Here is a 12,853-nt window from a genome sequence, read left to right on the forward strand (position 1 = left end):
TATCATCCTTTCACGTATTGGTGTATATATGATTTCACTTCAAATGAATGCTTTATTAATTCTCTAGCTTGTTGAATATCTTCTACTTCTCTTAGAGCCATAAGCTGTGCCATAATATTTCCAATCGCTGTTGCTTCAATTGGCCCTGCACAAACTTCTTTATGCGTGACATTCGCAATCATTTGGTTGAGCATTTCATTTTGACAACCTCCACCAATAACATTTATTCTAGGAAAACTTTTTTCAAAGATTTCCTCAATTTCATTGATTGCACGTTTATAGCTATTTGCTAAACTATCATAAACGCATTTTGCTATTTGTCCTGGTGTTTGAGGAATTTGCTGATTTGTTTCCTCACAATATAGTTGAATTTCTTTTACCATATTTTCAGGTTTTAAGAAACGATCTTCATCTACATTAACTATTGAATGAAAGTTATCTTCTTTTTCAGCGAGTGTAACAAGCTCAGCAAATGAATATTTGTTACGATAATTTCTCTTTACTTCTTGTATCATCCAAAGTCCCATGATATTTTTCAAAAAACGAAAACGATAATCCAAACCACCTTCATTTGTGAAATTATACTCAAGGGCTTTTGGAACACAAATTGGGAAATGGTTTTCTACACCTATTAATGACCATGTTCCAGAGCTAAGATAAATGGTTTCTTCTAGTTCAGGAACAGAAATCACAGCTGAACCTGTGTCATGTGTAGCAGGTAAAACCACCTTCATATCAAAGCCAAATTCTGAAACAAGCTCCTCTGATAAAGTACCCACAATTGATTTTGGTGGCTGTATTTCGTGAAACATTTCCTTATTTATCCCTAACTTTTCCAACAGTTCAATGTCCCATTGTTTTGTAAATGCATTAACAAGCTGTGTAGATGTTGCGTTTGTATACTCATTTGCTTTTTTGCCTGTTAATAAAAAATTCAAATATTCTGGAATCATTAAAAATGTTTTTGCTTGATCAAGAACAGCTGGCGATTTCTTTTTTAATGCAAATAATTGATAAATTGTATTAAACTTTTGAAATTGAATACCTGTCTCAAAATACAGCTTTTCCTTTGATATAATCTCAAATACTTCTTCCATAATTCCATCTGTTCTTGGATCTCGATATGCTACTGCATCAGTTAATAAATTGTCATTTTCATCAAGTAATACAAAATCTACTGCCCACGTATCAATACCAATACTTTCTGGTTTTAAATCAAGCTCATTACACTTATTTATTCCTACTTTAATTTCTTGAAATAAAGCTTCAATATCCCAACAAAAGTGTTCATTTCGTTTTACTATATTATTATCAAAACGATGAATTTCGTTTAATTGTAGCTTCCCACTTTCTACATGGCCAAGAATTAATCTTCCACTTGAAGCCCCAATATCTACGGCTAAGCTATATTTAGTCATGATTACCACCCTTTTCTGGAGGCTCTTTCTGTTAAAAATAGTGTTTTTATTGCTATTCTAAGAGAAGAAGAAGCCACTAGACTTTATTCAGTTTTGTTTTCTTCAAGTATCTAAAAGTGACGAAGTTTATGAAAATAACCCTTGCCGAAAACGCTTACTTAATTACATTTTAAGATATTAAGATTCCATTTACTATAACTTAATTAAACTCTTTTATTGTCCTTATTTGCCATTATAGTACTTAAGAATGTTCTGTTAAAAAACTCTGGATAATTTCGTTAAAAATATTAGTTTTCCAATGGTAGCTCTTAATTTTTCATTATAAGCTTGCTCATTAGTAAGCTCCCATCGTAAGGAAATCATATCTTTCACAACAATCAACAAACTCCATTTATGCACTTAATAACCTAAAATAAAATAGCCATATCCTCTACTTGTCTAAGTAGTGATATGACTATTTCTTCAATATTTCATCTCTATAATTTTTAGGAGTATAACCGTATTTGCTCTTAAATACACGGTAAAAGTAACTTATATTTTCATATCCAACCTCTTCTACAATTGCAGTAATCGGTAAAGATGTATTAACCAATAATTCTCTTGCTACACTTAGCCTTTTCTCCTGAACAAGTTCCTTAAATGTAAATTTTGTTGCTTTTTTAATTTCTTTGCTTAATGTGTAATGTGGAAGATTTAATTTAACAGCCAATTCATACAATGTTGCATTCTTAAATTTTTCGTCAATGTACTTTAGTGACTCAACAATTGTTTGCTGCTTATGGTTCTCTTCTTTATATTTAACTTTATCAGAGTTCTTAATAAGCTCAACCATTAGTAAACCCATATATAACTTTATAGTTGACTCTGACATCATTGAAGGATTCATAATTTCAATAATCATTTTTTCGATAAGCTCTTGAACACTTTTAATTTCTGATACAGCGAAATAAAGATATTCTCCATTTGGTGCTTCATTAAAAATACTACTTATTAAAAAATTTGAAATCATATTCTCCGTTGTTAAATATGAAAAGATAAACGAAAAAAACTCTGGTTTAATGATGAAGTTAATAATAATATCCTCTTCTGCACATGCTTCAAGTTCATGTTCAATATGTTGATTAAGGAAAAGAATATCTCCCTTTTTCAAGTCAAGCTTCTCATTTCCCACTGTTTGTTTAAGTGTTCCATTATAAACATAGTTAACTTCAATATAATTGTGCTTATGTTTAGGAAATGGAACAAATCTCGTATGCTTTCGCACCATGATCATTCTATTATTTAAGAATTTTTCACCTTCAACAATAAAACTTTCCTGACTCGTATAAATCTCTTTTTGCACTTCTCTTTTTTGTTCAAGAACTAATTTTTCTTCTTCATTTAAAACTAATAATTCTTGGAAAAGATTATGTTTCATTAATATCCCTCTTTTATTTCAAACATAATATTTTATTTCCCTTTATTGTAAAATTCAGCCCAAATTTTACTTATAAGAAAAACGGCATAGACTAAGCTATACCGTTATCTCGTATGTTTTTATATCTTAACTATTTGAAGCTGCACACCTTTTTCTTCCAGTGCTCGAGAATACGAATCAGCAATGCTATCATCGGTAATAACACGTCCAATATTTTGTATCTCTTTAATTTGGGCGAAAGTTCGTACTCCGAACTTAGTAGAATCAGCCAATAATATCGTTTGATCTGCGATAAACATCATTTGCTTTTTCAACAATGCTTGCCATTCATTTGAATCACTTAAACCCGCATCAATATGAACGCCCTTGCACGATATAAAAGCCTTATTCACATGATACATATTAAGTGATCTCTCCGCTAGTGGTCCAACATATGAAAGTGATTTAGGCTGTAGCATTCCACCAGTAGAAATAACTCGAACTTGCTCTTTTTTACTTAGCTCTACTGCTACTTTTATTGAATTTGTTAAAACGGTTAGTGGTAAGTCTGGCATTTCCTTTGCCATATACCAAGCAGTTGTACTAGCATCAAGAACAATTTGATCTCCTGGTTCAATAAGTTTAACTGCCTCAATAGCAATAGCTCTCTTTTGTGCTGCATTTGTAATTTCTCTTTCTGTATAAGAAACTTCTGTTTGTTCATCTTGTATACTAACAGCGCCACCATGACTACGGCGTAATAGATTTTCTTTTTCTAGTTTTTCTAAATCTCGTCTTATTGTTTCTTCCGTTACCTTAAAAATCTTACTTAGTTCTGTTACTCTAACACTTAATTTTTCATTAACAACATCGACAATTTTCCGGTGTCTTTCTGCTACAAGCATTTGTGTGTGCCTCCTAGTTCTCACAATGAGAAAATAAATTATGAGATTGAGCTTACTTGCCAAAAGAGTCAGCTCTTATGCTTGTAGGCTCTAGATATTATTATGACATAGTATAAACTGAAACGCATTGTTTTTAGTGCTTATCCACTCTCATACTTATAGGTACAAAACAAGGTGTAATAGAATTCTCATCTTTTACACCTTATTTGTATCCTTATTATTATCTAGTAAATGCAGCTGGAACTCCACCATCAACGGTTATCATACATCCAGTTGTTCTATCTGATTTTGACGAAGCAAAGAAAAGAATAGATTGGGCAATATCTTTAGGATAAATATTCACTAATAATGTCGTACGTTTACGGTAGTGTTCTTCTAATTGATCTGGATGAATACCATATGCTGCTGCACGTTCTTCTCTCCAGCTTGATCCCCAAATAGCTGATCCTTGAAGAACTGCATCTGGAAGAACAGAGTTTACACGAATACCAAATTCTCCACCTTCTGCTGCAATACATCTAGCAAGATGAGTTTCCATCGCTTTTACAGAGCTATATGCTGCTGCGTTCTTTCCTGCGTATACAGAGTTTTTTGAACCGATGAACACCATATTTCCACCAGTGCCCTGTGTTTTCATTTGCTTGAACGCTTCACGAGCAACTAAGAAATAACCCGTTCCAAGAACATTCATGTTTAAATTCCACTCTTTTAATGATGTTTCATCAAAAGGACTTGAAGTTGCAAGACCTGCATTATTTACAATTGTGTCGACTCCACCATAAGTTAAAGCTGTTTGTTTGAATGCTTCTTGAACAGCTTCTTCACTTGTTACGTCCATTTTTACAGCGAATGCACGTTTTTCACCATATTTTTCATTAATTTCTGCTGCTACCTTTTCTGCACCTTCCAAGTTAAGGTCAGCAATCACAACATGTGCACCTTCTGCAACAAATTGACGACAAGTTTCACTTCCGATTCCACCAGCACCACCTGTAACAAATGCTACTTGTCTTGAAAATTCAGCTTCTGCTGGAGCTAATGATAATTTATAAAGCTCTAATGGCCAATATTCAACATTGAATGACTCATTTTCATTTAAAGAAACAAAGCTTCCTAGTGTAGTAGATCCTTTCATAACAGCAATTGCACGGTGGTAAAGAGCACCACTTACATTAGCCATAGGAATATTTTTGCCGCTATTAACCATACCAATACCAGGAATTAAAATAACTCGTGGTGCTGTTTCAGAAATTTTGTCACCTTCGTTTTTATTTCTTTCAAAGTATGCTTTGTATTCTTCTTTAAAAGCTTCAATTCCAGCTTTTACTTTTTCTACTAAACTAGCAACATCTTCTGATTGTGGATTCCAATCAATGAATAAAGGTGTCATTTTTGTATGAACTAGATGATCAGGACAAGCTGCTCCAACCTGTGATAATTTTGCTGCATCATTGCTATTTACAAATTGCAGTACATCTTGTGCATCATCATATGTTAATAGCATTTTCTTTTCTTCGCTAACAGCACCGCGGATAACTGGCATCACTTGCGCTAAAACATTTTTACGATCTTCTTCTGCAAGTGCTTCATATTTTTGTCCACCAAATACATTTTCTTCAACATGTTTTGATTGGATATATTGCTCAGCTTCATTGATAACAGAAATTGTTTTTTCATAGCTTTCTTCAGCCGTTTCACCCCAAACAACAAGACCGTGCTTTTCCATCAATACTAATTCAGCGTTCGGGTTATTTTTCACACCTTCTGCAATCATTTTTGATAAAGTGAATCCTGGACGAACATATGGTACCCATACAAATCGGTCACCATAAATTTCTTCAGCAATTTGTCTACCATTGTCTGCACAACAAACGCTAATAATCGCATCTGGATGTGTGTGATCAACATGTTTAAATGGTAAAAATGCATGTAAAAGAGTTTCAATTGAAGCACGTGGATGCTTACTGTCGATCATACAATGTGCAAGATATGCAACCATCTCTTCATCAGGCATTTCATTACGTTCAATTAAAGGACGAATATCTTCCATCTTTAATCCTGTAAAGTTATGAGCCTTCATTGTTGCTAAATCAGATCCACTTCCTTTTACATACATAACCTCTACATCACGGCCACGGAAATCTTTTTCGATTGTTTTCATTGATGTGTTACCGCCACCCCAGTTACATACAGAACGATCTGTTCCAATTAAGTTAGAGCGGTAAACTAATTCTTCAACACCTTGAGATAATGAAGCTGCTTTTTCTTTGTTCCATAAACTTTGTACCATTTTGTTTCCTCCTCTATTGTTTGCATCTGTTTTTGTTTGATTGTCTGTTTTTAATTATAAACTATGTTTGTTTATTTTTGAATATATTTTTGTTTGTTTTTGAAATTATTTATCATTCACAAGAATATAGGTTGCTTTTATAGGTCCGTGAACACCTACAATTAAGTTTAATTCAATGTCAGCACTATTACTTGGACCTGTAATAAAATCAATACAGGAAGAAATGTTTCTACCCTCTTGAACTTGTTTATTTATATAAGCAGTTGCTTGAGTCATTCTTGGTACTAATGTACTTTTGGGGATAATGGCAATATAGGTTTTCGGTAATAAACTAACAGATCTACCTTTGTTTTCACTACTAAATAAAACAACTGTTCCAGATTCAGCTAAAGTCATATCACTAAATGTAATTCCGACATCTGCTTTTTCTGCAGCTTGAATATTTTTCTCTTTTAGAGATGGGTCCCAAATATGAACATCGATATTCTCTTCTGGTAATTCCTTCAATAACTCATCTTCTAACCCGAACTGTTTATACCGCACATCTTTCCAAGTTACGACACTTTCAACTTCATACTGTTTGAAAACATTTCGGATTTGTTTCGTAAGATTCTCTGAATTTGTCTCGATAAATTGAGTATGAATTACTTCACAATGTTTTTTTAGGACTTCCACCAACTCATCTTTTGTTGCGTCTTTTAAAACGTCATATTGTGGAGTTGTTGTCCACTCTGGTTTTGTTACATTCTTTCTTCTTTGTCTTCCTAGTTTTTCAGCAAGATTATTAAGAAATGAATCTTGATTGTGAATTTGTCCTTCTGCCATTATTCATTCGCCTCCTTTGTTCCTCTTTTTATACCAGTCTCTAAATCTCTCTTTATTAGGAGCAGGAAAATCACGCACGTCAGTCCAAGGCTTCATTGGTCCTGGCCCTTTTTGAATACTATTATCTTGCGTAAAGGGTGCCATTACAGATGAAGCTGATTTAGTACCAGCTTTATAAAGACTTGGCGAACTTGCTGCTAATTGATAGCCTTTCATTGCAAGCTTTTCAGCAAAAGGTGACTTTTTCTCATCTTCTACAATTTTTCTACGATGCTTTATTAATAGTTCATGTAGAGGTATTTTTACAGGACATGCATCTGTACATGCAGCGCATAAAGATGATGCATATGGAAGCTCTTTATAATCTTCGTATCCACCAAGTAATGGTGTTAAAACTGCACCAATTGGTCCGGCATAAATTGATCCATAAGAATGGCCACCAATATGGCGATAAACTGGACACACATTCACACACGCAGCACAACGAATGCAGTTGAGTGCACTTTGGAATTCTGTGCCTAATATATTTGAACGCCCATTATCAACAATCACAAGGTGAAATTCTTCTGGTCCATCAACATCTCCCTCACCTTTTGGTCCTGTTAATCCAGTAATATAGCTAGTTAGTTTTTGACCTACTGAGCTTCGACATAATAGACTTACTAAAACATCTAGCTCTTCCCAAGTTGGCACAATTCTTTCCATTCCCATTACTGTAATTTGCGTTTTAGGTAAAGCGGTTACAAGTCCAGCATTTCCTTCATTTGTGACAAGACTAATAGAGCCTGATTCCGCCACAGCAAAATTGCAGCCTGTAATACCAAGATCAGCACTTAAAAATTCTTGACGAAGCTGTTCTCTTGCAAAAAGTGCGAGCTCCTCAGGTATTTCTGATTTATCATAGCCGCGTTTTTCTTTAAACGTATCACGAATTTGTTCTTTATTTTTATGAAGAGCAGGTACAACGATGTGTGAAGGTGGATCATGATCATCAAGCTGTAGTATATATTCCCCTAAATCCGTTTCAATCACTTCACAGCCAGCTTTTTCTAATGCACTATTTAAATGAATTTCTTCTGTAACCATTGATTTTGATTTAACAACTTTCTTTGCATTTTTCTTTCTTGCTACTTTTGAAATATACTCATTAGCCTCTTCCTTTGTAGAAGCAAAAAAAACATGTCCACCACGTTTTTTAACATTTTCACTCAATTGCTCTAAATAGTAGTCAAGGTTTTCAAGAGTATGTGTCCGAATTTCTTCACCAAGCTTACGCCATTCTTCCCAGTTTCCAATCTCTTCTGTCGCTAACAGACGCTTACCCTGCATTCTCTCTTGAGCTGACACAACAGCGTTTCTCATGAACGTATTATTTACTCCTTTATCAACACGCTCAAAAAATTTCTCATCACCAATCTTCATCGCCATTTTACTTCACCTCACTATTTAATACTTCTGCAATATGCATAACCTTAATTGATTTACCTTTTCGATTAATTCTTCCGCCTATATTCATTAAACAGCCACAATCAGCACCAATTAATACTTCCGCCCCGGTTTCTTCAATATGCTTAACTTTTTCATCAACCATCTGCTCTGAAATTGGAACCATTTTCACTGAAAAAGTTCCACCAAAGCCACAGCAATCATGACTATTCGGAAGTGGTTTTACATCTAATCCTTCCACTTGATCTAATAACGTACCAGGAGCATCTTTTACACCTAGTAAACGTGTCATATGACAGGATTTATGATAAGTCGCACATGCTGGTAGACTAGCATTCACGTTTTCTACTTTTAATACATCGACAATAAACTGTGTTAATTCATATGACTTATTTGCTAGCTTTTTAGCTCTTTCCTTCCAAGCAGGATCTTGCTCAAATAAGTGACCATATTCCTTAAGCATCGCCACACATGAACCCGATGGACCAACAACATAATCCGATTTCTCAAACGTACGAATCATATGTTTTGCCACTTCTTTTGTTTCTTTATGATAACCACTATTATAAGCAGGCTGACCACAGCATGTTTGTTGTTCAGGAAAATCCACTTCACAACCAAGCTTTTCTAAAAGTTCAACTGTATGTTGACCAACATTTGAATAAAATACATCTGCTAGGCATGTAATAAATAAAGATACTTTCATTTCCATTACCTCCCGTTACTAATAAAAGACTGATCTTGTTTTTATTATACTATCTTTCTATTATAATAACACCCGTTTTTGTTTGTTTATATTTATTTATTATTGTATTATCGTTTGTTTTTCTTTTTTTGTTTGTATTTTTTGAAAAGTTACGCTCTGTTAAACTTGTGATAATTATGTATATGCACAGTAATTAGTTATTCTGATTTTTTTTGCATAAGATGTTTTTGTCGAAAAATGTCTAATCGAAGATAAATTTGCAGAATCGAAGATATTTCGAAAAATCGAAGATAAATCCCAAAAATCGAAGATAAAATTTATTTATGCTTCTCAACAAGCTTTAAAAAGCCCTAATCCTCTTCAGATTAGGGCTTTTTTCGATCTATTTATTAACTATTCATTTTTAAATATTTACGTTGTCTCCATACAAATACAGATCCAATAACAATTAAAAGCAATCCAATGATCAGATTATTGTATGTTTTTGTTGCTGTATTTGGTAACTCATAGCTTTCTGTTGAAGCACTTGCAAGCTCTGTTACATCTTCTTCATTTTCAATTTCTACTACAGAATAGATACTAAGGTGATCTGTTTGGACAGTTACTTGACCATCATTGTATACTACACCTTTAACAATTTCCCATTTCTTTGTATTTTCATTAAAGTAAACAACTCGAAGGTTATCTGTATTTTTCACTTTACTATTATCCACTTTGAATGTTAGCTCAAGTGGTACACGAAATGAATGAAGTGTCGCTTCTCCAACTTTAATTGTAAAATCATAAATTCCACTAACAAATCTTGAGTCTGTCGTATTTTTCAGACGTTTAATTTCAACATTTGCGCCTTCCTCAATCATCTCAAGTGGAATGCTAATGCTTGTTCCAACACCTTTTGGAGATAACATGATCTTTTCTATCCCCTTTTCTTTTAACAAAGCAATATTTTCTTTTGTTAAAGTAACAGGTGCTTTTGTACTCTCGAAATTAACAATCAATAGACCATTGTTTTCCTTAATCTTTTCTATTTCTTTGTTATCAATTATTACTTTACCATCTATTAATTTTAGCTTAATAGTCGCAGGTTTTTTATCTTTTTTTACTTTTTCGGGTTTTGGTAATGTTGGTTTTTCTTTTTCCCTACCATTATTACCTGGTTCCGGTGTTGTTGGTTCCCCTTCACCTGTCCCTGGTTCTTCCAACTCTGGAATTGGATCAACTTCTGGCTCGTCAACTACATAATCACCTGTTCGTTGTAAGTAAAAGTTATCTAAAGTACCCCATGCGCCTGGATTTGCCTTAATTTTTGCTCCAATAGTCAACGTACCATCTAATACAAGTATTTCTTTGATTTCAGGGTTACTCCAATTCACCCAACCATTCACAGAAGTATTCTGTTTATATTCTTGATCTTCTGTTGTTGCATAAAGATACATTTCAGATTCGTCTGCATCTCCACCTTGCAAAAACATTGATAAACTATAATAACCTGGCTCTAAACCTGTGATTGTTTGTGTAACATCAAAGTCAATTTGTTCACCTGAATAATAATGTAATGAATATTCACCAGATTTTGCATCTGATGCTTTTTGTTGGAAAGTAGCGTATCCAGATGTTTCACTATCATAAGTAATTTTCCACATACTTCTATCATCATTTTCAAAACTAGCATTAAATACATAATTTTTTGCATTGATTTGTAGATGTGCCTTAACAGCACCGTCACCTTCAACCGTACCGTCAATTTCATATGACCCTTCTCCAGCTTTAATAGCTGCTGCTAATGCCGATTGATCCCAAGCAACATTTACAGATCCCTCACTACCATCATTGTAAATAACAGTAACTATCGTAGGTAATGAAATATCTTCACCTACATTTGCACTTACAGATATATCTTTTATTTCATCAATTTCTAAAGGTGCAACTGCTCCTGTATCAACATATTTGAATACATTTAAGGAAGAAAGAGGTTGTCCCTTAAAATCAAATAATGCTTGATTATCTACAGCACTTCCGCCAAACCATTGTCCTGCATCATGTGGATCATATTCTGTAGCATAACTAGTAGCCCAACCTGAGCCGTATTCTTCCCAAATTGATTTGTTTTGTTCTAAATCTGACCCTACTGGAAGCCATGCCGGTTCCCAATAAAACACACCAATACCCGCATCTCCTACATTTGCAACTGCTTCAATAACATCTCTTACAGAATTAGCTTGACCTTGAACAGTAATTGGATAATTTAATGTTTGACCCGAATTCTTTGGTGCTGTATTACCATGACCATCACCATCTTCAGCAGTATAAGCATAAGATGTTTCAGCAACCATCACTTTTTTACCGTACGTATCAGCTACATTTTTCAAAACTGTTGTTAAATTATCCAACGTTCCATGCCAAAATGGATAATAGGAGCTAGCAAAAACATCATAATCAACTTGATGATCATCTAGAGTTTTAGCAATGGAACTATATCTTCCAGCTGTTTCTGGGTTGGTAAAATGTAATGCTACTAAGATGTTTGGATCAATTTCTCTAATTGCTTTACTACCTTCATTAAATAATGCACTCATTTTTGACCAATCAGATTCTCCAGCAATCGCACCATTTGTTTCATTACCAACTTGAACCATACCAACATCAATACCTTCATCTAATAAGGTTTGAAGGCTTTCTTTTGTATAGTTGTAAACTGCTGTTTTTTTATCTTCAAAGCTTAAATCCTGCCAAGCCTTTGGTGCTTGTTGTTTTGCAGGATCCGCCCAGAAATCTGAGTAATGGAAATCTACTAACAACTTCATGCCATTTGCTGTTGATCTTTTTCCAATCTCAATTGCCTTTTCTAAATCATTATTTCCGCCACCATATCCATTACCTTCTGAATCATATGGATCATTCCAAATACGTACACGACTATAATTAACTCCTGCTTCCTTCATCGTTGTAAAAATATCTTGTACTTCCCCAGCTTCGTTATAAAAATCTACACCACTGTTTTCTAAAGAAATAATACTTGAAACATCTACACCTTTAATAAATTCGTTATCTATTCCTGCTACTTTCTCTACGAAAATATCAGCTTCAACTTGCTGTGAACTATTATCCTTTGAAACTAGATTAAAGCTATCTATAAAACCATAAGAATTAGGGGCACCTGTAATTGTAGCTCCTACTTCAAGATCAGTCGCTTCTTCTGTTAAATCAAATGAAAAGGTAACCGTGTCCCAATTATTGTAGCCCTCAGTCATAACTGGATCCAACTTATTTTCTCCAGCAAACAGAGTGACATGTCCTGCTTCAGCAGCTTCTCCCCCCATCGAATTAACCGATAATTGATAACTTCCAGCAGGAAGGCTCTCTACTGTTTGTTTTATTGTGAATAACTGATTTTCAGTTGAAGTATCTTTCACCCAATATTTGAAAGCATGTTCTCCTTCCTGAGGAGTTATCCACTCGTCACTTGCATAATTAAAATACTGTAAATCAACACCATCCCAGTTCTCAGTTTCAACAGCCCATGAACCATCTTCCCAAAAATCTGTTTCAAATCCACTATTCACAAAAAGATTATCTACTGAATCTGCAGCATAACTTACATTAGTTTGTTCAAGAAATGAGCTCAATAGCAAAATTAATGCTAAAAACATTGATACGATTATTCTACTATTCTTTCTTTTACACATATTTTTACCACCCTTCGATTTTTTCATTTTTAAAATAGGCTATGTTAAAGCTTAATGTTGATTTTTAGCACTTTGTTGATTGGAAGTGAATATATGAGACTCCTGCTTAGAGAAGCGTGTCAAAGGGAGACCCCTCAGGTGCTTGCGCAGAGGAGGCTCCCGGACCGCCCGCGAAAAGCGA

8 protein-coding genes are annotated in these 12,853 nt (G+C 34.2%); all 8 read right to left on the reverse strand.

Annotated features, from left to right (window positions below; translation table 11 throughout):
* Positions 1 to 2: 2 nt before the first annotated feature.
* Entirely contained in the window at positions 3 to 1,418 is a 1,416-nt protein-coding gene (gene rhaB, locus JOC75_RS08945) for a rhamnulokinase (RefSeq protein ID WP_204953726.1), read from the reverse strand.
* 454 nt (positions 1,419 to 1,872) lie between these two features.
* Positions 1,873 to 2,835, reverse strand: coding sequence for an AraC family transcriptional regulator (locus JOC75_RS08950; RefSeq protein ID WP_204953727.1), 963 nt, complete (start codon positions 2,833 to 2,835; stop codon positions 1,873 to 1,875).
* 119 nt (positions 2,836 to 2,954) lie between these two features.
* Positions 2,955 to 3,719, reverse strand: a complete 765-nt coding sequence (locus tag JOC75_RS08955) for a DeoR/GlpR family DNA-binding transcription regulator (protein WP_204953728.1) — start codon at positions 3,717 to 3,719, stop codon at positions 2,955 to 2,957.
* Positions 3,720 to 3,939: 220 nt separating this feature from the next.
* A complete protein-coding gene (locus JOC75_RS08960; protein ID WP_204953729.1) occupies positions 3,940 to 6,009 on the reverse strand; it encodes a bifunctional aldolase/short-chain dehydrogenase in 2,070 nt (689 codons plus the stop codon).
* A gap of 105 nt (positions 6,010 to 6,114) precedes the next feature.
* The gene (locus tag JOC75_RS08965; protein ID WP_204953730.1) at positions 6,115 to 6,834 is read right to left on the reverse strand and encodes a LutC/YkgG family protein; all 720 of its coding nucleotides are present in this window, start codon (positions 6,832 to 6,834) and stop codon (positions 6,115 to 6,117) included.
* Positions 6,835 to 6,837: 3 nt separating this feature from the next.
* Positions 6,838 to 8,262 carry a LutB/LldF family L-lactate oxidation iron-sulfur protein gene (locus JOC75_RS08970; protein WP_204953731.1) on the reverse strand — a complete coding sequence of 475 codons (1,425 nt, stop codon included), beginning with the start codon at positions 8,260 to 8,262 and terminating at the stop codon, positions 6,838 to 6,840.
* A 1-nt stretch (position 8,263) separates the two neighbouring features.
* A complete protein-coding gene (locus tag JOC75_RS08975; protein ID WP_204953732.1) occupies positions 8,264 to 8,986 on the reverse strand; it encodes a (Fe-S)-binding protein in 723 nt (240 codons plus the stop codon).
* A 389-nt stretch (positions 8,987 to 9,375) separates the two neighbouring features.
* Positions 9,376 to 12,672, reverse strand: coding sequence for a glycosyl hydrolase 53 family protein (locus JOC75_RS08980; RefSeq protein WP_239589380.1), 3,297 nt, complete (start codon positions 12,670 to 12,672; stop codon positions 9,376 to 9,378).
* Positions 12,673 to 12,853 lie beyond the last annotated feature (181 nt).

The sequence above is a fragment of the Metabacillus crassostreae genome (assembly GCF_016908395.1).
Classification (GTDB): Bacteria; Bacillota; Bacilli; order Bacillales; family Bacillaceae; genus Metabacillus; species Metabacillus crassostreae.

Excerpts from the sequence above, each read along its gene's own strand:
- JOC75_RS08965 (WP_204953730.1), bottom strand. The coding sequence starts at position 6,834 with ATGGCAGAAGGACAAATTCACAATCAAGATTCATTTCTTAATAATCTT.
- JOC75_RS08960 (WP_204953729.1), bottom strand. The coding sequence starts at position 6,009 with ATGGTACAAAGTTTATGGAACAAAGAAAAAGCAGCTTCATTATCTCAA.
- JOC75_RS08955 (WP_204953728.1), bottom strand. The coding sequence starts at position 3,719 with ATGCTTGTAGCAGAAAGACACCGGAAAATTGTCGATGTTGTTAATGAA.
- JOC75_RS08950 (WP_204953727.1), bottom strand. The coding sequence starts at position 2,835 with ATGAAACATAATCTTTTCCAAGAATTATTAGTTTTAAATGAAGAAGAA.
- rhaB (WP_204953726.1), bottom strand. The coding sequence starts at position 1,418 with ATGACTAAATATAGCTTAGCCGTAGATATTGGGGCTTCAAGTGGAAGA.
- JOC75_RS08980 (WP_239589380.1), bottom strand. The coding sequence starts at position 12,672 with ATGTGTAAAAGAAAGAATAGTAGAATAATCGTATCAATGTTTTTAGCA.
- JOC75_RS08970 (WP_204953731.1), bottom strand. The coding sequence starts at position 8,262 with ATGGCGATGAAGATTGGTGATGAGAAATTTTTTGAGCGTGTTGATAAA.
- JOC75_RS08975 (WP_204953732.1), bottom strand. The coding sequence starts at position 8,986 with ATGAAAGTATCTTTATTTATTACATGCCTAGCAGATGTATTTTATTCA.